Here is a 21154-nt window from a genome sequence, read left to right on the forward strand (position 1 = left end):
TGCCAGGGGCGAGGGAAGTCTGTGGCGCAGAACGCGCACCGAGGATCGATTCTAACAGATCACGCCGCGCGTGCCGCGTAGCGGCCGTCGACCCGGTCCAGCGTGATCGGCATGCCGAACGCGTCGCTCAGCGCCTCGGCCGTGAGCGTCTGCTCGATCGGCCCCGCCGCGACGATCGCGCCGTCGCGTAGCAGCAGGACGTGCGTGAACCCGACGGGGATCTCCTCGACGTGATGCGTCACCATGACCATCGCCGGCGTCGTCGGCGACTGGGCGAATCCGCCGAGCAGGGCAAGCAGCTCCTCACGCGCACCGAGGTCGAGGCTCGCGCTCGGCTCGTCCAGCAGCAGCAGCTCGGGATCGGTCATCACAGCGCGCGCGATCTGCACCCGCTTCTGCTCTCCATCGCTGAGCGTGCCGAAATGACGCTCGGCGAGGTGCTCCAGATGCCACTGCTCGAGCACCCGCATCGCGCGGCGCTCGTCGATCGACTCGTACGACTCGTTCCAGCGCCCCATCACCGAGTACGCCGCCGTCATGACGGTGTTCAGCACGGTCTCATCGGCGGGGATCCGACGCGCCATCGCCGAGGAGGCGAAGCCGATCCGGGGGCGGATCTCGAACACGTCGGTGCGACCGAGGGTCTCCCCCAGGATGTCGACCTGTCCCTGCGTCGGGTGCATCAGGGTGTCGGCGAGCTGCAGCAGCGTCGTCTTGCCCGCGCCGTTGGGTCCCAGTACGACCCAGCGCTGGTCGTCCTCGACGGCCCAGGACAGATGATCGACGATGTTGCGGCCGTCGCGGCGGACCACGACATCCGAGAATTCGAGGACGGCAGACATGCCTTCAGCCTATCGGTCAGGCCGTGAGCTCCTCGTAGAGCGCCCTTGTCGTGTCGGCGATCGCGCCCCAGCTGAACTCGTCCGCCGCGCGGCGTCGACCCGCCTCGCCGTACGCCCGCGCCTGCACGGGATCGGACACGACCTCGGTCAGCACGGCGGCGAGATCCGAGACGTAGCGGTCCGGGTCCACGGGCGTCCCCGTGCCGTCCTGCACCTGTTCGATCGGCACCAGCCGGCCGGTCACCCTGTCGTCCACGACCTCGGGGATCCCACCCGTCGCCGTGCCGACGACTGCAGCGCCGCAGGCCATCGCCTCGAGGTTCACGATGCCCAGCGGCTCGTACACCGAGGGGCACACGAAGGTCGTCGCGGCGGTGAGGATCGCCGACAGCTCGTGACGAGGCAGCATCCGTTCGATCCACACCACGCCYTGACGGGTCGCCTGCAGTCCTCGGACCAGCTCCTGCACCTCTGCCATGATCTCCGGCGTGTCCGGCGCCCCCGCACACAGCACGAGTTGGACCTCTGGCGGCAGCAGAGCGGCCGCCCGCAGCAGGTAGGGCAGACCCTTCTGACGCGTGATCCGCCCCACGAAGACGACGGACGGACGGCCGGGATCGATGCCCTGGGAGCGCACGAACTCAGCGTCCTCGACCGGGTGCCAGGCCTCGACGTCGATCCCGTTGTGGATCACCCGGACTCTCGCCGGATCCACGTGCGGATAGCTGCGCAGGATGTCGGCGCGCATGCCGGCGCTCACCGCGATGATCGCGGCCGCGTTCTCGTAGGCGAGCCTCTCCACGCCGCTCGAGACCGCATAGCCGCCGCCGAGCTGCTCCGCCTTCCACGGCCGCAGCGGCTCCAGGCTGTGCGCGGTGAGCACGTGCGGGATGCCGTGCAGCTGCGACGCGATGTGCCCGGCGAAGTTCGCGTACCAGGTGTGACTGTGCACGACGTCGGCGCCCGCGACGTCCGGCACGATGACCAGATCCGTGCCCAGCGTCTGCAGCGCCGCGTTCGCCGAAGCGAGTTCCGCGGGAGTTCGATAAGCCGTCACATCTTGTTCATCCCGGTCCGCGCCGAAGGCTCGAACCCGCACGTCGATGCTCTCCCGCAGGGCTTTCACCAGCTCGGCGACGTGCACGCCGGCCCCTCCGTAGATCTCCGGCGGGTACTCCTTGGTGATGATGTCGACGCGCATGTCGTGAACGCTAGTACATGCATCGACGTGGCTCTATGGTGGACCCATGTCGGCACCAAAGAAGGTTTTCGGGATCATCCTCGCCGGTGGCGAGGGCAAGCGGCTCATGCCTCTCACGGCGGATCGAGCCAAGCCTGCCGTGCCTTTCGGCGGTCAGTACCGATTGATCGATTTCGCGATCTCCAACCTGATCAACTCGGGGCTCCGGCAGATCGTGGTGCTCACGCAGTACAAGTCCCACAGCCTCGACCGGCACATCTCGCAGACCTGGCGGATGTCCGCCCTGCTCGATTCCTACGTCGCCTCGGTCCCCGCGCAGCAGCGACTCGGCAAGCGCTGGTTCTCCGGATCTGCGGATGCGATCCTGCAGAGCCTGAACCTGATCCTCGACGAGAAACCGGACATCGTCGTCGTCATCGGCGCCGACCACGTCTACCGGATGGACTTCACGCAGATGATCGAGGCGCACATCGCCTCGGGGGCGCGCGCGACCGTCGCCGGCATCCGCCAGCCGCTCGCTCTCGCCTCGCAATTCGGCGTCATCGACATCGCGGACGGCGACTCTGGACGTATCAGCGAGTTCCTGGAGAAGCCCTCGGACCCGGCGGGACTCCCGGACTCGCCGCACGAAGTGCTCGCCTCGATGGGCAACTACGTCTTCGACGCTGACRCGCTCATCGAGGCCGTCGAGGTCGACGGCGAGCTTGCCGGATCCAACCACGACATGGGCGGCGACATCATCCCCTATTTCGTGGGTCGCGGTGAGGCCGGCTTCTACGACATGAAGCAGAACGAGGTCCCCGGATCCTCCCCGCGTGATCGGTCGTACTGGCGCGACGTGGGCACGATCGAGTCGTTCTTCGACGCGCACATGGATCTGATCTCCACGCTGCCGATCTTCAACCTGTACAACATGGAGTGGCCGATCCACTCGCAGGCGGTGAACTCGCCGCCGGCGAAGTTCGTGCGCGACTCCGTGGGCCGGATCGGCAATGCGATCGACTCGATCGTGTCGCTCGGGTCCGTGCTCTCCGGCACCCACCTCGAACGCAGTGTGGTGGGCCCGTGGACCCTCGCTGCCGGCGGCTCGACGATCACCGACTCGGTGCTTTTCGACGGCGTGAGAGTCGGCCAGGGAGCGCGCGTGCACAGGGCGATCCTGGACAAGAACGTGGTGCTGCTCGACGGTGCGACCGTCGGCGTGGATCGCGAACGCGATCTCGACCGCGGCTTCACGATCACCGAGACCGGCTTGACCGTGGTCGGCAAGGGCGTGCGCATCGAGCGCTGAGTGCTCCTCGTTCCCGCCGTCACAGCGGCGGGGATGCGCGAGCCCGGCCGCTACGCTCGTCGGGTGACCTCCGCGCGCTTCCTCGTCGTCCTCGATGCCGATTCCACGCTCATCCGCAACGAGGTGATCGAACTCCTCGCCGAGGAGGCCGGCCGCAGGGCCGAGGTGCAGGCCGCGACCGAGGCAGCGATGCGCGGCGAGGTCGACTTCGCGACGAGCCTGCGGTCCCGCGTCGCGGCGCTGACCGGCGTCCCCACGACGGCGTTCGAGCGGGTGCGCGGTCGTATCGAACCCACCCCGGGCGTGCAGGAGCTCACCACGGCGGTGCACGAGCGCGGTGGAGTGGTCGGCGTGGTCTCGGGCGGATTCCACGAGATCCTCGACGCCGTCGCGCCCGCGCTCGGCGTGGACCGCTGGCGCGCGAACCGTCTCGAGGTCGCGGACGACGCGCTGACCGGGCGGGTCGACGGCGCCATCGTGGACGCTGCGGCCAAGGCGGCATCGCTGCGGGAGTGGGCCGCCGAACTCGGCGTGGCGCCCCATGCCACGATCGCGATCGGGGACGGCGCGAACGATCTCGAGATGATGGCGGCTGCGGGACTCGGCCTCGCCTTCAATGCCAAGCCCGCCGTCCGCGCGGCGGCGTCGCTCGTCGTGGGCCCGGTCGACCTGTCCCAGGTCATCCCGTTGCTGCCCTGACCGCGCACCCCGCTCTCCTGCGCGGGCGCCTCGCGCCTGGCGCGGTGTCGGTGGCCCGCTCTAGCGTGAGGGCATGGACATCATCCTCGTTCCCGGCCTGTGGCTCGACGCAGCCTCGTGGGCACCCGTGCTCGAGCCGCTCCGTGCTGCCGGCCACGCCCCGCATCCGCTGACTCTGCCCGGCGTCGGGGTCCCCGCCTCCGGCTCCGCCGACCTGCGCATGGACGACTGGATCGCGGCGGTCGTCGCCGCGATCGACGAGGCCGAGGACGACGTGGTGCTCGTCGGCCACTCCGGCGGCGGCAACGTCATCTGGGGCGCGGTCGACGCACGCCCCGACCGCGTGCGCCGTGCGGTGTTCGTCGATACGGTGCCCCCGCCGAACGGCAGCGGGATCAGCGAGTTCCCGGTGGTCGACGGTGTCATGCCGTTCCCCGGCTGGGACTTCTTCGACGACGGCGACGTGCACGACCTCGATGCGCAGACCAGGGCGGCGGCAGCCCGCACCGCGCAGAGTGTACCCGCGCAGGTGCCGACGGATCCGATCGCCCTCGCGGATCCGCGTCGTTACGACGTACCGGCGACGCTGCTCATGGGTTCGCTCACGCAACCCGAGCTCGAGGGATATCTCGAGCAGTGGGGTTCTTACGGCGACGAGTACCGCGGCATCCGCGACGCGGAGGTCGTGCGGATCGGCTCCGGCCACTGGCCGCAGTACTCGGCCCCGGATCGGCTCGCGGAGTTGCTGGTCGCGGCCGTGCGCTGACGCACGCGGCCACGCGGATCGGCGCGGCTCAGTGCCCCATGCCGAGGCCGCCGTCGACGGGGATCACCGCACCCGAGATGTACGCGGCGTCATCGGAGGCGATCCACGTGACGACGCCGGCCACCTCGTCTGCGGACGCGAAACGTCCCGCGGGGATGCTCGCCTTGTACTGCTTCTGGGTGTCCTCAGGCAGCTCGGCGGTCATGTCGGTCTCGATGAATCCGGGCGCGATGACGTTCGCAGTGATGCCACGGGCGCCGAGCTCTCGGGTGAGCGAGCGCGCGAAGCCGACGAGAGCGCTCTTGGACGCGGCGTAGTTGATCTGCCCGGCGGAGCCGTAGAGGCCGACCACGCTGGAGATGAGGATCACTCGCCCGAACCGCGCCTTGAGCATCCCCTTCGATGCGCGCTTGACGACGCGGAAGGATCCACCCAGGTTCGTCGACACGACGCTGTCGAAGTCGTCCTCGCTCATCCGCAGCAGCAGGGTGTCCTTCGTGATGCCGGCGTTCGCGACGACGATCTCCACCGGCCCCAGCTTCTGCTCGACCTCGGTGAACGCCGCATCCACCGCCGCCGCGTCCGTGACGTCGGCACGCACCGTCAGCGTGCCCTCGGGGCCTTCGCCGCTGCGCGCGGTGACGGCGACGCGGTAGCCGTCGCGCACGAAGCGTTCGGCGATCGCGCGACCGATGCCGCGGTTTCCGCCGGTGACGAGGACGACGCGATCAGTGCTCATGCAGGACTCCCAAGAAATCGAGGTGTTCGGCTCGCAAGCCTATCGACCGGATGTGGCGGCAGGAATTGACAGGGCCCTGAGAGCACGGAATCTTTGTGTTGACCCAGGAGGAACAGTCATGAGCAACGACAACGGCGGCATCCCGCCGCAGGGGCAGCAGCCCCCCGCATATCCGGGCGCCCCGGTGCCCCCGCAGCAGCCCGCCTATCCGGCCGCCGCGCCGGCGCCRCAGGCCCCGGTCCCGCCGGCACCGGCGTACCCGGGTGCGACGCCGCAGCAGCCCGCCGCGCCGCAGCAGCCCGCCTATCCCGCCCCGGCCGCGCAGCAGCCCGCTGCGCCGGCTTACCCCGGCGCCGCTCCTGCCGCCCCGGGGTACCCTGCACCGTCGTACGCGCAGCCCTACGCCCAGCCGTACGCCGCACCGCTGAAGTCGAACGGTCTCGCGATCGCCTCCATGATCTGCGGCATCGCGAGTGTGGTGTTCTGCTGGCTGTACCTGATCGTGCCGCTGGGTCTGGGCATCGCGGCCGTCGTCATGGGGCACATCTCGCTCAAGAAGATCAAGAACGATTCCGCGCTCGGCGGCAAGCCGCTGGCGATCACCGGTCTCATCACCGGCTACGTCGGAATCGCCCTCAGCGTCATCATCGGCGCCTTCCTGATCATCGGGCTCATCTTCCTGAGCAGCAGCTACAACAGCTACTGAGCGCCTGCCGGGTCACGGCGGCGTAGGCTGGAGTCATCGTGAGAAGGACTCCAGACGCCGCCGTGACCTCCCTGCCGCGCGCACCGCGCGACGAGGCGAGGGACCGCGTGCGCCACTACGTCATCACGATGTCGATCCGCATGGTCTGCTTCGTCCTGATGTTCGTGGTGCAGCCGATGGGCTGGTGGACCTGGGTCTTCGGCGTCGCCGCCGCGGTCCTCCCGTACATCGCGGTCGTGTTCGCGAACGCCGGAGACGACTCTGTCCCCACCGGCGTGGAGTCGCCCCGCATCCAGATCGAGGCAGGCGATGATGCGCCTCCGCCCGCGCCGACCGATCCCCCGGTGATCACGATCTCCGAGACAGCCGCGCACCCCGCCGAGCCGCGCTCGTGATGGCTCGCGAACCCGCCTTGAAGTGCTCACGTGCAGGCTGCCGATCCGCGGCGACGCACCGCATCGTGTGGCGCAATCCGCGCATCCACGGTCCCGAGCGGGAGAAGATCTGGCTCGCGTGCGACGAACACCTGCGCTTCCTGTATGACTACCTGCGCGCCCGGGAGTTCCCGGCCCGCATCGACGACGCCGTGGGCGAAGGCGAGGGCGAACCGGAATGATGCGTCAGCGCCTGCTCCGGTGGAGCGCCTACCTCGCCGTCGCGATCGTGTTCGCGCTCGTGTGCGCCTATCTCTCGAACTGGCAGTTCTCCCGCAACGACGGCCGCCAGACCCAGCTCGAACTGGTGCAGCAGAACTACGACGCGAAGCCGGTCCCACTCGGTCAGCTGCTCTCCCCCGGTGAAGCACTCCCCGAGAAGTCGCAGTGGCACCCGGTCGAGCTGCGCGGGCGCTACGAGCCCGCCGGACAGCTCCTGGTGCGCAACCGTCCGCATGGCGGGACCAGTGCGTTCGAGGTGCTCGTGCCGTTCCGCACGGACGACGGACGCGTCTTCATCGTCAATCGCGGCTGGGTGATCGCCGGGGACGGTTCCGATGTGCCGACGTCGATCCCTGCGCCCCCTTCTGGTGAGGCCACGGTCATCGCCCGCCTCCGTCCGGCCGAACCCCTGCCGCCGTCCGGCCGCGGCGCTCCCGAGGGCCAGGTTCCCAGCATCAACCTCGCGCTGGTCGCGGACGATATCGGTGGCGGCGCCGCGGTCGACACCGGGGCTTACGGCGAGCTCGTCAGCGAGTCCCCCGCTCCCGCCTCGCGTCCGCACGCGTTCGAAGCCCCCTCCGACGACCCGGGACCGTTCCTGTCCTACGCGATCCAGTGGATCCTGTTCGCGATCATGGGGTTCATCTTCATCGGCTACGTGATCCGCACCGAGATTCTCAAGCACCGCGACGAGGCGGCCGGTCGCGCGCCGCGCGAGCCCCGCCGCCGACGCGACCGCGACATGGATGACGAGGACGCCCTGCTCGACGCCGTCCAGCGCTGAAGGCCGTCCCGCAGCACTCTCCCCAGCCCTGTCGAGGTCCAGGGAGCGTGCGTCAGGCCAGCTCGATCAGGTCCTGATAGTCCTTGGACCAGAGGTCCTCGACGCCGTCGGGCAGGATCAGCACGCGCTCGGGGTTCAGCGAGGCGACCGCGCCGGGATCATGCGAGACCAGCACCACCGCTCCCTCGTAGTGCGCGAGTGCGCCCAGGATCTCCTCGCGGGAGGCCGGATCGAGGTTGTTCGTGGGCTCGTCGAGCAGCAGCATGTTCGCCGACGAGACGACGAGTGTCGCGAGCGACAGACGCGTCTTCTCGCCACCCGAGAGCACGCCGGCAGGCTTCAGCACGTCGTCCCCGGTGAACAGGAAGGATCCGAGCACTTTGCGCGCCTCGGTCTCGTTGATGTCAGGAGCGGCCGACATCATGTTCTCCAGCACGGAGCGCGAGACGTCCAGGTTCTCGTGCTCCTGCGCGTAGTAGCCGACCTTGAGGCCGTGCCCCGGCTCGAGCTGGCCGGTGTCGGGTTGATCCACGCCGGCGAGTATTCGCAGCAGCGTGGTCTTGCCGGCACCGTTGAGTCCCAGCACCACCACCTTCGACCCGCGGTCGATGGCGAGGTCGACGTCGGTGAAGATCTCGAGGGAACCGTACGACTTCGACAACCCCGACGCCATCAGCGGTGTCCTGCCGCAGGGCGCGGGCTTGGGGAAGCGCAGCTTGGCGACGCGGTCGACCTGGCGCACGTCGTCGAGGCCGCTGAGCAGCTTCTCGGCACGGGCCACCATCTGGTGCGCGGCGGCCGCCTTGCTCGCCTTGGCGCCGAACCGGGCGGCCTGCAGCTGCAGCGAGGTCGCCTTCTTCTCGGCGTTCGCGCGCTCCTTCTTCCGGCGCTCCTCGTCGGCCGCCCTCTGCCGCAGGTAGTTCTTCCAGTTCATGTTGTAGATGTCGATGACCTGGCGGTTCGCGTCCAGGAGGAACACCCGGTTCACGGTCTCGCCGACGAGCTCGGCGTCGTGGCTGATCACGATCAGCCCGCCCTTGTACCCCTTCAGGAACTCGCGCAGCCAGACGACGCTGTCCGCGTCGAGGTGGTTGGTGGGCTCGTCCAGGATCATCGTCTCCGCGTCGGAGAACAGGATCCGCGCGAGCTCGATCCGGCGGCGCTGGCCGCCGGAGAGCGTCTTGAGCTGCTGATCCAGGATCCGGTCCGGGAGGGACAGGTTGTTCGCGATCGACGCGGCCTCTGCCTCGGCGGCGTAGCCGCCCAGAGCTTCGAACCGCTCGGTGAGGTTGCCGAACCGCTTCATGGCCTTCTCGGCCACGGCAGGATCCGCCGACCCCATCTGCTCCGAGGCCTCGCGCATTCCCAGCTGCAGGGAGCCGAGACCCCGAGCATCGAGGATCCGTGTGCGGGCCAGCATCTCGGGGTCGCCGGAGCGCGGGTCCTGCGGCAGATAGCCCAGTTCCCCGCTGCGGTCGACCTTGCCGTCTGACGGGATCAGGTCTCCCGCGAGAACCTTCGTCAGCGTGGTCTTGCCGGCGCCATTGCGGCCGACGAGACCGATCTTGTCACCGTCGGCGACGCGGAAGGATACGTTCTCCATGAGGAGACGCGCTCCCACGCGGATCTCGAGGTCGTGCACGGCGAGCACAGCAGACGTCCGTTCTTCAGAAGGGGTGAGCGGCCGGATGGCCAGCCTCCCAGTATAGGAGGCGTGGCTGGACCGGATCTGCGTGTCGCGGTCGAGGGCGGCGTCACCCGAGCCCGCGGGCCGCGAGCGCCTCCCCGACGGCGTCCGCGTGGCGCAGCGTGCGCACGAGCAGCGGCACGGCCATGCGCGGCCCCAGGCGCACGCCCCTCGCCTCCTGCGCCTCCCGCACCTCCTTCACGAAGCCGCCGACGACCGGAACCATCGTGATGGTCAACGACAGGATCAGTGCGACGGCGTCCGCGTTCACGCCGAACGGTCGCAGCGGGCGCAGCAGCCTGCCGATCGTCGCCATGAGCGCGCTCATCGTGGTCGACCGGGTGACCAGTTCGGCGAGCAGCAGGAGCACGACGACCCGGCCCGTGCTCACGATCGCCGCCGGAACGCTCACGAAGACCACGAGCGCGGTACCGAGAAGGACGATGAGCCAGCGCAACCGCCACCAGGCCTCTCCGAGCGCGCGCACGCCGAGCCCGCCGGTCACGAACAGCATGCTGACGGTCGCGACGGCGCCGGAGATCGGCAGGACGGCGCCGGACGCCGCCGGCACGAACGAGAGCCCGAGCGCGATCACGGCAAGAAGTGCGAGCTTCACCCCCGCGGGCGCCCGGTGCAGGAAGCCGGATCCGGGACGATAGAGCGAGATCATCCGCGGATCCTCACGCGCAGGCCTGCAGGTACGCCGGGATCACGTCGTCCGGCGCCCCCTGCGCCCGCACGCGTCCGTCCTCGACGAGCACGGCCTCGTCGCAGCGGCGGGCGAGGTCGAGATCGTGCGTCACCAGCACGAGGGGCACCTCGAGCTCCTGCAGCAGCGCATCGCCGATGCGGCGGCTGTTGCGCAGATCGAGGCGAGTGGTCGGCTCGTCGGCCACGACGAGCCGCGGGCGGCCGATCAGCACCGAGGCCAGCGCCAGCAGCTGCTTCTGGCCCCCGGAGAGCTCCGACGCCGGAGCATCACGCAACGCGGCGAGTCCGCACACCGCCAGGGCCTCGTCCACGCGTGACTCGCGCTCGTCCGCGGGGACGCCGCGCAGGGACAGCGCCAGGTCCTCGGCGGGCGTCGGCATCAGGATCTGCGCCTCAGGATCCGCGAACACGAACCCCACCCTGCGCCGCACCTCGCGCACATCCCGCGCCGGGTCGAGACCGCCCACGCGCACCTCACCGGACGTTGCGACGTGGAGCCCGTTCAGCAGTCGGGCGAGACTCGACTTCCCGGATCCGTTCGCGCCGATCACGGCCGTCCGCCGCGCCGTCAGCCGCACCGAGACATCGTCGAGGATCGTCCGCCCGTCGAGGCGCAGCGAGACGGCGCACAGCTCGATATCAGGCGACACGCGCGGCCGTCCGCAGGAACGCCCGCGGGTAGGCGCGCTGCAGCGCGACGCACAGCACGGTGGCGGCGGCGGCCTTGAGGAGGTCGCCGGGGAGAAAGACCAGACTCGACAGGGCCGTCGCGCCGAGCGGCACCCCGGTGACGAGCGCCTGCACGGGGATCCCGAACAGGTACACGACGCCGATGCCGCCGACCACTGCGGCGAGCCCCGCACACCACCACGTGATGCGCCGTGAGCCCAGGACAAGGCCGATCACGACGACGCCCGCGACCCAACCCAGCAGGTAGCCCGCGCTCGGACCGACGAAGACCCCCAGCCCGCCGCGCCCGCCCGCCAGAACGGGGAGCCCCACCGCGGCGAGAGCGAGCACCACCAGCACCGACATCGGCGCGAGGTGTGGACCGAGGACGAGCCCGGCCATCATCACGCCGAGAGTCTGCCCGGTGATCGGCACTCCCGTGGGCAAGGGCACGATCACGAGCCCCAGGGCGATGATCAGTGCGGCGAATGCGGCGATGCGAGCGGCGTCGGCGCCCCATGGGCGGGAGGTCGAAGTCATGGGGATCCCCTTCGGATCTGCGATGGCAGCGCGGCCTCGGGACCGCCGCCTGCTTCCTGAACAGTGTTCACCTGAACGGCGTTCAGTATACTCATGCCCATGACCCCCGCGCGCACCGGACGCCACGACCGCGAGCACATCATCGGCGTCGCCCTCGCCCTGCTCGACCGCTACGGCCTGCCGGACCTCACGATGCGGCGCCTGGCCACCGACCTCGAAGTGCAGCCCAGCGCCCTGTACTGGCACTTCGACAGCAAGCAGGACCTGCTGGCGGCCGTGTCGGATCGCATCCTGGCGCGCATCCCCGACGCCGCCCCCGGCACGGATCTCCTCGGCGCCGCGCACGCGGTGCGGGACGCCCTGCTGTCGTACCGAGACGGCGCCGAGGTCGTCCTGAGCTCGGCCGCGCTCCGCCCCGGTCGGTCCCGCGCGGAGGACGCCCTCCGTGCGGCGCTGCCGGTGGCGCTTCCCGACGCCGACCTCGCAGCGACCGCGGTGCTGCAGTTCATCCTCGGTCACACGACTCTCGTGCAGCAGCGCATGCACGGCGAGAGCCACGGCGCGGCGAGCACGGCCGACGAACCGGCCGGTGGCGAGGACGCGGCTGTGTTCGAGGCGGGGATCGCGCTGCTCAGCCGTGGCGCGGGTCTGACGTCGACGCTGCGCTGACGGCGTCCGCGTCGATCGCCCCAGGGCCGTCTCCGATCCGCAGACCGGGGATCGTGGCGACCAGGAGCACCGCGGCCGCCAGCGCGAACACGACGGGAAAGCCCGACCCGGCGATCGGAAGGGTGACGAACAGCAGTCCCGCGACCGCGATCGTGACAGCCGAGCCCGATGCATCGGAGATCGAGAGCGCCGAGGAGTTGAACCCCTCGTCCGCCGGCGTCGAGTACGCGAGGGTGAGTACCGTCAGGCGCGGGTACAGCAGTCCCATCGCTCCACCCGCCAGCCCCCACAGGATGACCACGGCCCAGGGCACTGCGTGAGCCAGCGCGACGGCCGCGAGGCCGAGGAAGGCGACGAGCAGGAGCGCCGCGCTGAACACGACCATCCGCCGACTTCCCAGCTGCTCGCCGTACCGGCCCTGCACCGCGGAGGCGCCCGACCACGCGAGAGCGGCAGCGGTGAGCGCGAGACCGGCGATCGTCGGGCTGAAGTCGAAGCGCTCCATGAGCATCTTCGGCACGTAGGCCTCCGCGGCGAAGAACGCCCCCGCGACGAGGCCGCGCATGAGCACGACGCTCGGCAGCCGCGGTGCCGCACGCAGCGATCCCACCGGCAGCAGCGGCTTGATGGCGAATGCGATCACCACGACCGAGACGAGGGCGAGCGGCCAGCCGATCGCCGGTACGGCGTCGGCTGCGAACCCGACGGCGACGGCGGCGATCGCCACGACGACGGCGAGGACGATCCGCAGAACGATCGGGCCTCCAACCGGTGCGGTGCCCGCCTTCTCCGTCGGGCCGTCCGGATGCGCATTCAGGTCGACGGCCCGCAGCCGCACGACGACGAGGACGAACGCGACCACCGTCAGCACCGCGACCCCGAGGAAGGTCCACCGCCAGTGCAGGTATTGAGCGACGGCGCCTGCGAGGAACGGTCCGATCATCGACGGCACCACCCACGCAGCGGCGAAGGCGGCGAAGATCCGGCCGTGCAGCTGTGGCGGGTACACGCGGGCGACGACGACGTACAGGGCGACGGTCTGGCCGCCGGCGCCGAGCCCCTGGATGAGCCGACCGAGGATCACGACGTACATGTCGGTGGCGACGCCCGCGATCAGCAGTCCGGCGATGAAGAGCACGACGGCCGTGTAGAGCGGCGCTCTCGGACCCGATCTGTCACTCCACGCCCCGGCGACGACCATGCCGATCACCCCTGTCGCCAGCGTCCCGGCGAAGGCCACGGCGTACAGCGCCTCGCCGTGCAGGTCGGAGGCGACGAGCGGCATGACCGTCGTGACCGCGAGTGCCTCGATCGCGGCGAGGAAGATCAGGACCACGGACCCGATCGTGATGCCCAGGCGATGCCGGTCCCAGATCGCCGGGATGGGCGCCCCGGCGCTCACTGCTGCACCAGCGACGCGATCCGTCGCACGGCCTCGGTCAGCACCTCCGGCGAGCAACCGAGGTTGATGCGCACGTGCCCCTTGCCCTCGGCGCCGAACGTCGGCCCACGGTTGAGGGCCACCCTGGCCTCGCGGAAAATGCGCGCCGCGGGGTCGTCGCCCCAGCCGAGATCACCCAGATCGACCCAGGCGAGATAGCCTGCGTCGGGCAGTCGATAGCGCGCGTCCGGGATGTGCTCGGCGAGCAGACGGCCGAGAAGGCGCCTGTTCTCATCGAGCGCCACGAGAAGCGCGTCCAGCCACGCGTCGCTCGCCGGGTCCCAGGCGGCGACGGCGGCCATCGCGCCGAACAGGCCGGTACGCCACTCGACCTCTGGCGGAAGCCCTCGCACGACGGCAGCGGTCTGCTCGCTCGCCGTGACCATGATCGCGCACTTCAGTCCAGCGAGGTTGTACGCCTTGCTCGCGCTGGTGACGGTGTAGCCGACTTCCTCGGCAAGCGGCGATGCGACCAGGAACGGCGTGAAGTCGACACCGGGTTGCACGAGCGGGGCATGGATCTCGTCGCTCACCACGACAGCCCCGTGCGCGGCGGCGAGTTCGGCGAGCCGCGCGAGCACCGCACGGCTGTGCACGGTGCCGGTCGGGTTGTGCGGGTTGCACAGAAGCACGGCGCGTGCACCGCCCGCGAGGGCGCTCTCGATGCCGCCGAGATCGAGGATCCACGATCCGTCCTCGTCGATGAGCGGCACGCGCTCCACGACGCACCCTGCCTCCTCGACGCAGTCGAAGAAGGGCGGGTACACCGGCGGCGCCACGATCACGCGATCACCCGGAGCGAGCACGGCTCGAAGGATCTCGACGACGCCCATCATCACGTCGCACGTGGACCGGATGCGAGCCGACTGCACGCTCCAGCCGAACCTGCGCTGCGCGAAGGCGACGAACGCGTCCCGCAGACCGGGGTCCGGCGGGGTGTACCCGGTGTCGCCGAGTTCGACCGCGGCGTGCAGGCGCTCGGTGATCGCATCCGCCAGCGGGAAGTCCGTCTCCGCCACGAACAGGGGCAGCACGTCGTCCGGATACGTGCGCCACTTGGTGCTGGAACGACGGCGGAGCTGGTCGAGAGGCAGCGCCTGGAGGGCTGCGGTGCGGGCGGTGGTGGTCACCGTTCGAGCCTATCGAGCCCCGTACGACGAAGGGCCCGGCGCCGTCATACGGCGTCAGACCCCTCGGTCGTGCGTGTCAGATCGCGAAGCCGAGCGCGCGCATCTGGTCGCGACCGTCGTCGGTGATCCGCTCGGGGCCCCACGGCGGCATCCACACCCAGTTGATGCGGAAGCGATCCACGACATCGTCCAGAGCCTGGCCGGTCTGCTCCTCGAGCACGTCGGTCAGCGGGCACCCGGCGCTCGTGAGCGTCATGTGGATGACGAGGGCGTCGTTCTCCTCGTCCCAGGAGAGGTCGTAGATGAGTCCGAGGTCGACGACGTTGATCCCGAGTTCCGGATCCACGACGTCCTTGAGCGCCTCGGTGACCTCGTCGTACTTCTCTCCGGTCAGCGTTGCCGTCATGCCTTCAGCCTACGCTTCGATGGGAGCGGCGGGGTCGAGGAAGCGGTCGTAGCCCTCGTCCTCGAGGCGGTCGGCGAGCTCCGCGCCGCCCTCTTCCACGATCTTGCCCGCGACGACCACGTGCACGAAGTCGGGACGGATGTAGCGCAGGATGCGCGTGTAGTGCGTGATCAGCAGCACGCCGAGGTTCGAGTTCTCCTTGGCACGGTTCACGCCCTCGGAGACGATCTTCAGCGCGTCGACGTCGAGGCCGGAATCGGTCTCGTCGAGCACAGCGATCTTCGGCTTGAGCACCTCGAGCTGCAGGATCTCGTGGCGCTTCTTCTCGCCGCCCGAGAAGCCTTCGTTGACGTTGCGCTGCGCGAACTTCGGATCCATGCGCAGGTTCGCCATGGACTGCTTCACGTCCTTGGTCCACTGGCGGATCGAGGGCGCCTCACCATCCAGCGCGGTCTTCGCGGTGCGCAGGAAGTTGGTGACGGTGACGCCGGGAATCTCGACCGGGTACTGCATCGCGAGGAACAGCCCGGCGCGGGCGCGCTGGTCGACGCTCATCGCGAGGACGTCCTCGCCGTCGAGCGTGATCGAGCCGCTCGTGACGGTGTACTTCGGGTGGCCGGCGATCGTGTAGGCCAGGGTCGACTTGCCGGACCCGTTCGGACCCATGATCGCGTGGGTCTCCCCTGTGCGCATGGTGAGGGTGATGCCGTTGAGGATCGGCGTGGTGCCAGCCTCGGTCTCGACGGTGACGTGCAGGTCCTTGATCTCCAGGACAGTCATGGATGGTTCCTTACGTATTCGTGAAGCTTGGTGTGCGGATGCCGGGCTCAGAGGCCGCTGACGTCCTTCGTGACGGTGGGGTCGATCATGAGGTCGTCTCCGACGATCTCCGTGACATACACCGGGACCGGCTCGTAGGCCGGAAGGTTCAGGGGCTTGCCCGAGCAGAGCGAGAACGCCGAGCCGTGCGCCCAGCACTCCAGCGTGGTGCCCTCGACGAACCCCTCCGACAGCGAGATGTCGCCGTGCGTGCAGGTGTCGCCGATCGCGTGGATCTCGCCCTTGGAATCGAGCACGACCGCCATGGGCACACCGTCCAGCTCGACGCGCAGCGGAGTGTCCTCCTGCAGGTCGCTCACGGCGCAGGCCCGCTGGGCGGTCACGCGTTCACCGCCTGCAGCTCGACCTCGATCGCTGCGAGCAGCTCCTTCTCGAGGGATGGCACCCCGAGTCGCTGCACGATGTCGCTGAGGAAGCCGAGGACGACGAGGCGGCGAGCCTCTTCCTCGGTGATCCCCCGCGCCTGCAGGTAGAAGAGCTGCTCGTCGTCGAAGCGTCCCGTGGCGCTCGCGTGCCCGGCACCGAGGATGTCGCCGGTCTCGATCTCGAGGTTCGGGATCGAGTCGGCGCGCGCGCCCTCGGTGAGCACCAGGTTGCGGTTCGCCTCGTACGAGTCGGTGCCGGTGGCGTCGGGTCCGATCAGCACGTCGCCGATCCAGACGCTGTGCGCGTTCTGACCCTGCAGCGCGCCCTTGTACAGGACGTCGCCGACCGTGTGCGCGCCCTTGTGGTGCAAGTACACCTGGCTCTCCAGGTGCTGGCCCGCATCCGCGTAGGACAGTCCATACAGACGGGCCTCGGATCCGGCTCCGGCGAGCTCGACGTTCGGGTTCACCCGCACGACGCCGCCGCCGAAGCTCACAACGAAGTGCGTGAGCGACGCGTCGCGGTCGACGCGAGCCTGGTGCGACGCCGCGTGGATCGCATCATCGGCCCAGCGCTGCACGCTGACCACGCTGAGGCGGGAGCCGTCGCGAGCGATGATCTCGACGTTCTGCGCGTACTGGGCGGCGCCGTGGTGGTCCAGGACGACCGTGGCACGCGAGTTCGGCATCGCCTCGATGAGAATCTGGCCGAACGCGCGCTTGCCCGCATCCGTGCCGTCGATGCGGAGCACGATCGGCGCGTCGATCTCGTCGTTCTGCGGAATGCGCAGGTGCAGGCCGCGGCGGGCATGCTTCCACGCGAGCGCGCTGGGCAGATCCTCGGGGCGGAAGAACTCGCCGTAGGCGTCGGCCTCGTCGGGGACGAGGAAGGCCTCGACCTCGTCGAGGTCGATCGACAGCGCGAAGTCGTCGCCCGGCTCATCGGTCATCAGACCGGAGAGCTGCGCGACGGGCGTGTGCTTCCAGTTGACCTCGCGGCCGGTCGGGGCGCCGAAGTCGGCCGGGTCGTACGAGTGCGGGCGCTCCGAACGGGTCTGCACCGGAACGGTCTTCTCCGCAGCCACGAGCTGGGCCGCGGGGTCGATGTGGGCGTGGGTGTCCTGCGCCTCCGCGGGCGCGGCAGTGGGGGCCGTCATCTCAGCCGACCGATCCTTCCATGCCCATCTCGATGAGCTTGTTCAATTCCATCGCGTACTCCATGGGCAGCTCGCGCGCGATCGGCTCGATGAAGCCGCGCACGATCATCGCCATCGCCTCATCCTCGGGCATGCCTCGGGACTGCAGGTAGAAGAGCTGCTCCTCGCTGACCTTCGAGACCGTGGCCTCGTGGCCGAGCTGCACGTCGTCGACACGGATGTCGATCGAGGGGTAGGTGTCGCTGCGGGACTTGGTGTCCACGAGCAGCGCGTCGCAGCGCACGGTATTGGCGGAGTGGTGCGCGTTCGCGTCCACCCGAACCTCACCGCGGTAGCCGGCGCGCCCGCCGCCACGGGCGATCGACTTCGACACGATCGACGACTGCGTGTACGGCGCCATGTGGATCATCTTCGCGCCCGCGTCCTGGTGCTGCCCGGGACCGGCGAAGGCCACGGAGAGGGTCTCGCCCTTCGCGTGCTCGCCCATCAGGTAGATCGAGGGGTACTTCATCGTCACCTTGGAGCCGATGTTGCCGTCGACCCACTCCATGGTCGCGCCCTCGTGCGCGACCGCACGCTTGGTGACCAGGTTGTACACGTTGTTCGACCAGTTCTGGATCGTGGTGTAGCGAACGCGGGCGTTCTTCTTCACGATGATCTCGACCACGGCCGAGTGCAGCGAGTCGCTCTTGTAGATCGGCGCGGTGCAGCCCTCGATGTAGTGGACGTAGCTGTCCTCGTCGGCGATGATCAGGGTGCGCTCGAACTGCCCCATGTTCTCGGTGTTGATCCGGAAGTAGGCCTGCAGCGGGATCTCCACGTGCACGCCCTTGGGGACGTAGACGAAGGATCCGCCGGACCACACGGCGGTGTTCAGGGCGGCGAACTTGTTGTCACCGGCCGGGATCACCGAGCCGAAGTACTCCTCGAAGAACTCGGGGTGCTCGCGCAGCGCGGTGTCGGTGTCCATGAAGATGACGCCCTGCGCCTCCAAGTCCTCGCGGATCTGGTGGTAGACGACCTCGGACTCGTACTGCGCGGCGACGCCGGCGACGAGGCGCTGACGCTCGGCCTCGGGGATGCCGAGGCGCTCGTAGGTCTCGCGGATGTCGGCCGGGAGGTCCTCCCAGCTCTGCGCCTGCTTCTCGGTGGAGCGCACGAAGTACTTGATGTTGTCGAAGTCGATCTCGCTGAGGTCGGCGCCCCAGGTCGGCATCGGCTTGCGGCCGAAGAGCTGGAGGCCCTTCAGGCGCGTCTTCAGCATCCATTCAGGTTCGCTCTTGAGCGCCGAGATGCCGCGCACCACGTCTTCAGAAAGACCGCGTCGTGCGGTCGCGCCGGCGGCATCCGTGTCGTGCCAGCCGAACTCGTACACCCCCAGACCATCAAGCTCCGGGCGGTCGATCAGCACATCCGACATCACACTCTCCTCTTGGGCCGTAACGGTTCATCCGCCCCGGCACACCGTCGATCCCGTCGAGTCTGCAGGGAACGGGTGCCGCTTCTGGGCCCTCATCATGGACGCAAAGCATTCGCGYCTAAACTGTGTTGTCGATGGCAGTGTCATGCGCGTTCCGCGCTCCTGCGACCATCGCCAACACCTGAGATTCTACAGGTTCCCTCCGACATCCGGGCCGCAGTGCGCCCGCCGGAAGGGTTCCGGAGGAGCCATGCCCGAGATCGCACCACAGTCCGCCCCCCGCACCCGCTCCGGATTCCTGGGCCGAGTCCATGATTGGCTCCCCGATCGCGTCGACCTTCGTGTGCGGATCGCCGCCTGGGTGTCATTCGTGCTCGAGGTGGCGATCGTCGGCACCGGAGGCGCCGTGCGCCTCACCGATTCGGGCCTCGGCTGCGAGTGGCCGCTGTGCACGCCGGACTCCCTGTTCCCCACCGCCGCGCAGAGCTACCACTCGCTCATCGAGTTCGGGAACCGCGGGCTCAGCTTCTTCGTGGGCCTCGCCGCGATCGCGGTGATCGTGCTGATCTCACGCATCAGGACGGAGCGCCGGGACCTCTGGATCATGTCCTGGATCGTCTTCGCGGGCGTCCTCGTGCAGGCCGTAGTGGGCGGGATCCTGGTGATCTTCGCACTGCATCCGAACATGGTCGCGTTCCACTACCTGGTCTCGCTCGTGCTCGTCGCGGTGTCGGCGGCCTTCCTGGTGCGGATGGGGCAGCCCCGCGGAGCGCGAGTGCGCGCCGTGCCCAAGGGCGTCGCGATCCTGGCGCACATCACCTCGTTCGTGCTGGCGCTGACCGTGATCTTCGGCGTGCTCACCACGGGCGCGGGTCCGCACTCGGGCGACCCTGCGGTGACACTCCGCAACGGCTTCGACGCGACGATCCTCGAGCACGTGCACTCCTGGCCCGCCTACGCGCTGTTCGCGCTCACCCTGACGCTGCTCGTGATCGCGCTGGCCAACTCGCTCACCGCGATCCGCAACGCGGTGATCGCCCTGCTCGCGATCGAGCTCGTGCAGATCGCCGTCGGCCTGTACCAGGCGCGCAATGCCCTGCCCCCGCTCGCTGTGGGCGTGCACATGGTGCTCGCCGCGATCCTCGTGGGCGCGTGCACGGCCCTCGTACTGCGGCTGAAGCAGCCCACCACGACGACCTCGCCCTCGGCCGCCGGAACCGAGGACACGGGAATCACGGGAGCCACAGGAGCCGCCTCCGCGACCGCGCGCGGCTGAACCGCGCCCCTCAGCCGCTTGATCGCTCGGCGCCGGGACTGCCGTCCTGCGCCCAGGCGACGCCGAGCGCGAACAGCGTGGCGACCCCGTAGCGGTCCATCGCGGCCGCGATCCTGCGCCGCCCGGTGCGCGGGGTGATCCCGAGCGAACGCGACGCCGCGTCCAGCGTCATCCCGCGACGCATGCGATGCAGCAGCTGGCCGTAGCCGCCGGGGTCCTTCTCGACGGGACTGGCCTGCTGCCACAGTTCGGCGAAGTAGGCCTTCGTGATCCCGGCGATCACCGGACTCGCGACGGCCAGCACGCTCTGCGGCGCCTTGTCGCCCCACACGAGCGGCACGCCCGTGACGTCAAGATCATCCACCCAGAACCAGCTCGGCGGATCCGCCAGCATGCGGAACTCGACCCCGGAGTCCCCGAAGCCGCGCACCATGGCCGTCAGTTGCTCATCGAGCGGCATCGCGGGGATGATCACCTGCACCGACGAGTACGTGGACATCGCCTGCGCGAACGACCTGCTGCGCTCCGGACTGCTCGCACGGTACCGATCGAGGTCGGTCAGCACGGCGCGCACCCGGCCGCCCGAGCCTACCCGAGAAGCCTGCACGGCGAACCACAGGTCCTCCGCCGCATGCGGACCGTGCGCGCTCTGCAGCGAGAGCCGGTCCTGAGCCACGGACTCCCCGACGTTCCACGACGAGGTGCGACGCGCGACCGCGTCCACGATCGCGGTGAGTCGGTCGCTGCGGGCCTGCGCCGCAGCACGCTCCGATTGCAGCTCCCGCTCGACCGCGATCGCGGCGGCGTGCACGGGCGGATTGAGCAGGATCACCCCGTCCCGCAGGGACAGGCTGCCCTCGTCCGCGAGACGCTCCAGGCTCGAGTGCACCGCATCCGGACCGAGGCCGGATCGCGCCACGAGGGCGTCCACGTCGAGGAGCCGCTCACGCAGCAGCAGATCCAGCAGGTCGTCGTCGGTCATGTCACGTCCTCTTGCGGACAGCGCACGAACCGGACCTTGCGCCGTCCTGATCAGGTCAGTTGGAATGTGTTCTGGACGGTAGCAGGGTGTTCCGGATCAGGGACGGATCCGCACCCTGCGTGCTGGGGACACCGGTCCCGGCGCCTGTGCGCCGGGACCTCTCCCCCGGAGACGCGC

24 protein-coding genes are annotated in these 21154 nt (G+C 69.4%); 9 read left to right on the forward strand and 15 right to left on the reverse strand.

Annotated elements, in window-relative coordinates:
• Positions 1 to 59: 59 nt before the first annotated feature.
• A complete protein-coding gene (locus tag AC1DG4_RS13305) occupies positions 60 to 842 on the reverse strand; it encodes an ABC transporter ATP-binding protein (RefSeq protein WP_477379252.1) in 783 nt (260 codons plus the stop codon).
• A 16-nt stretch (positions 843 to 858) separates the two neighbouring features.
• A complete protein-coding gene (gene glgA / locus AC1DG4_RS13310) occupies positions 859 to 2043 on the reverse strand; it encodes a glycogen synthase (RefSeq protein ID WP_477379250.1) in 1185 nt (394 codons plus the stop codon).
• A 46-nt stretch (positions 2044 to 2089) separates the two neighbouring features.
• On the opposite strand from glgA, the gene AC1DG4_RS13315 reads away from it, so the two are divergent.
• The 3 genes from AC1DG4_RS13315 (at position 2090) to AC1DG4_RS13325 (ending at position 4799) form a co-directional block, all read left to right on the forward strand.
• Positions 2090 to 3334, forward strand: a complete 1245-nt coding sequence (locus tag AC1DG4_RS13315) for a glucose-1-phosphate adenylyltransferase (protein WP_477421281.1) — start codon at positions 2090 to 2092, stop codon at positions 3332 to 3334.
• A 63-nt stretch (positions 3335 to 3397) separates the two neighbouring features.
• Positions 3398 to 4033 (forward strand): phosphoserine phosphatase SerB, encoded by a 636-nt coding sequence (gene serB / locus AC1DG4_RS13320; RefSeq protein WP_477379246.1) that lies wholly within the window; start codon positions 3398 to 3400, stop codon positions 4031 to 4033.
• A 73-nt stretch (positions 4034 to 4106) separates the two neighbouring features.
• A complete protein-coding gene (locus tag AC1DG4_RS13325) occupies positions 4107 to 4799 on the forward strand; it encodes an alpha/beta fold hydrolase (protein ID WP_477379244.1) in 693 nt (230 codons plus the stop codon).
• A 28-nt stretch (positions 4800 to 4827) separates the two neighbouring features.
• On the opposite strand, the gene fabG is transcribed toward AC1DG4_RS13325, so the two are convergent.
• Complete coding sequence (gene fabG / locus AC1DG4_RS13330) at positions 4828 to 5538, reverse strand: 3-oxoacyl-ACP reductase FabG (protein ID WP_477379242.1); 711 nt, start codon at positions 5536 to 5538, stop codon at positions 4828 to 4830.
• Positions 5539 to 5656: 118 nt separating this feature from the next.
• Here fabG and AC1DG4_RS13335 point away from each other — a divergent pair, with 118 nt between their 5' ends.
• The 4 genes from AC1DG4_RS13335 (at position 5657) to AC1DG4_RS13350 (ending at position 7684) form a co-directional block, all read left to right on the forward strand.
• Positions 5657 to 6244 (forward strand): DUF4190 domain-containing protein, encoded by a 588-nt coding sequence (locus AC1DG4_RS13335; protein WP_477379240.1) that lies wholly within the window; start codon positions 5657 to 5659, stop codon positions 6242 to 6244.
• A gap of 38 nt (positions 6245 to 6282) precedes the next feature.
• The gene (locus tag AC1DG4_RS13340) at positions 6283 to 6639 is read left to right on the forward strand and encodes a DUF3099 domain-containing protein (RefSeq protein ID WP_477379238.1); all 357 of its coding nucleotides are present in this window, start codon (positions 6283 to 6285) and stop codon (positions 6637 to 6639) included.
• Between the two features lie 65 nt (positions 6640 to 6704).
• Positions 6705 to 6860 (forward strand): hypothetical protein, encoded by a 156-nt coding sequence (locus AC1DG4_RS13345; RefSeq protein ID WP_374954851.1) that lies wholly within the window; start codon positions 6705 to 6707, stop codon positions 6858 to 6860.
• Positions 6857 to 7684 carry an SURF1 family cytochrome oxidase biogenesis protein gene (locus AC1DG4_RS13350; RefSeq protein WP_477420362.1) on the forward strand — a complete coding sequence of 276 codons (828 nt, stop codon included), beginning with the start codon at positions 6857 to 6859 and terminating at the stop codon, positions 7682 to 7684. The genes AC1DG4_RS13345 and AC1DG4_RS13350 overlap by 4 nt, the downstream gene beginning before the upstream one ends.
• Before the next feature lie 52 nt (positions 7685 to 7736).
• Here the strand turns inward: AC1DG4_RS13350 and AC1DG4_RS13355 are convergent, their stop codons facing one another.
• The 4 genes from AC1DG4_RS13355 to AC1DG4_RS13370 form a co-directional block, all read right to left on the reverse strand.
• On the reverse strand, positions 7737 to 9335 hold the full coding sequence (locus tag AC1DG4_RS13355) for an ABC-F family ATP-binding cassette domain-containing protein (protein ID WP_477379234.1): 1599 nt from the start codon (positions 9333 to 9335) through the stop codon (positions 7737 to 7739).
• Between the two features lie 103 nt (positions 9336 to 9438).
• Positions 9439 to 10041 (reverse strand): CbiQ family ECF transporter T component, encoded by a 603-nt coding sequence (locus AC1DG4_RS13360; RefSeq protein WP_477379232.1) that lies wholly within the window; start codon positions 10039 to 10041, stop codon positions 9439 to 9441.
• 10 nt (positions 10042 to 10051) lie between these two features.
• Positions 10052 to 10732, reverse strand: a complete 681-nt coding sequence (locus AC1DG4_RS13365; RefSeq protein ID WP_477379230.1) for an energy-coupling factor ABC transporter ATP-binding protein — start codon at positions 10730 to 10732, stop codon at positions 10052 to 10054.
• On the reverse strand, positions 10722 to 11291 hold the full coding sequence (locus AC1DG4_RS13370; protein ID WP_477379229.1) for a biotin transporter BioY: 570 nt from the start codon (positions 11289 to 11291) through the stop codon (positions 10722 to 10724). Before AC1DG4_RS13370 ends, AC1DG4_RS13365 begins: the two co-directional genes overlap by 11 nt.
• 99 nt (positions 11292 to 11390) lie before the next feature.
• Between AC1DG4_RS13370 and AC1DG4_RS13375 the strand changes: the two genes are divergently transcribed.
• A complete protein-coding gene (locus tag AC1DG4_RS13375) occupies positions 11391 to 11960 on the forward strand; it encodes a TetR family transcriptional regulator (protein ID WP_477379228.1) in 570 nt (189 codons plus the stop codon).
• Here the strand turns inward: AC1DG4_RS13375 and AC1DG4_RS13380 are convergent.
• From AC1DG4_RS13380 to sufB, 7 genes are all read right to left on the reverse strand, one after another.
• Positions 11923 to 13362, reverse strand: a complete 1440-nt coding sequence (locus AC1DG4_RS13380; RefSeq protein WP_477379226.1) for an MFS transporter — start codon at positions 13360 to 13362, stop codon at positions 11923 to 11925. The two genes, AC1DG4_RS13375 and AC1DG4_RS13380, sit on opposite strands and share 38 nt — an antisense overlap.
• The gene (locus AC1DG4_RS13385) at positions 13359 to 14531 is read right to left on the reverse strand and encodes a MalY/PatB family protein (protein ID WP_477379224.1); all 1173 of its coding nucleotides are present in this window, start codon (positions 14529 to 14531) and stop codon (positions 13359 to 13361) included. The genes AC1DG4_RS13380 and AC1DG4_RS13385 overlap by 4 nt, the downstream gene beginning before the upstream one ends.
• A gap of 76 nt (positions 14532 to 14607) precedes the next feature.
• Positions 14608 to 14937, reverse strand: coding sequence for a metal-sulfur cluster assembly factor (locus AC1DG4_RS13390; protein ID WP_045252088.1), 330 nt, complete (start codon positions 14935 to 14937; stop codon positions 14608 to 14610).
• A gap of 9 nt (positions 14938 to 14946) precedes the next feature.
• Positions 14947 to 15717 (reverse strand): Fe-S cluster assembly ATPase SufC, encoded by a 771-nt coding sequence (gene sufC, locus AC1DG4_RS13395; protein ID WP_477379222.1) that lies wholly within the window; start codon positions 15715 to 15717, stop codon positions 14947 to 14949.
• A gap of 47 nt (positions 15718 to 15764) precedes the next feature.
• On the reverse strand, positions 15765 to 16100 hold the full coding sequence (locus AC1DG4_RS13400; RefSeq protein WP_477379220.1) for a non-heme iron oxygenase ferredoxin subunit: 336 nt from the start codon (positions 16098 to 16100) through the stop codon (positions 15765 to 15767).
• On the reverse strand, positions 16097 to 17299 hold the full coding sequence (gene sufD / locus AC1DG4_RS13405; protein ID WP_477379218.1) for a Fe-S cluster assembly protein SufD: 1203 nt from the start codon (positions 17297 to 17299) through the stop codon (positions 16097 to 16099). Before sufD ends, AC1DG4_RS13400 begins: the two co-directional genes overlap by 4 nt.
• A 1-nt stretch (position 17300) precedes the next feature.
• Complete coding sequence (sufB, locus tag AC1DG4_RS13410) at positions 17301 to 18719, reverse strand: Fe-S cluster assembly protein SufB (protein WP_477379216.1); 1419 nt, start codon at positions 18717 to 18719, stop codon at positions 17301 to 17303.
• A gap of 250 nt (positions 18720 to 18969) precedes the next feature.
• Between sufB and AC1DG4_RS13415 the strand changes: the two genes are divergently transcribed.
• A complete protein-coding gene (locus AC1DG4_RS13415) occupies positions 18970 to 19995 on the forward strand; it encodes a COX15/CtaA family protein (protein WP_477379214.1) in 1026 nt (341 codons plus the stop codon).
• A 10-nt stretch (positions 19996 to 20005) separates the two neighbouring features.
• On the opposite strand, the gene AC1DG4_RS13420 is transcribed toward AC1DG4_RS13415, so the two are convergent.
• Entirely contained in the window at positions 20006 to 20977 is a 972-nt protein-coding gene (locus tag AC1DG4_RS13420) for a helix-turn-helix transcriptional regulator (RefSeq protein WP_477379212.1), read from the reverse strand.
• Between the last annotated feature and the right edge of the window lie 177 nt (positions 20978 to 21154).

This window comes from Microbacterium sp. 05N427 (assembly GCF_056397105.1).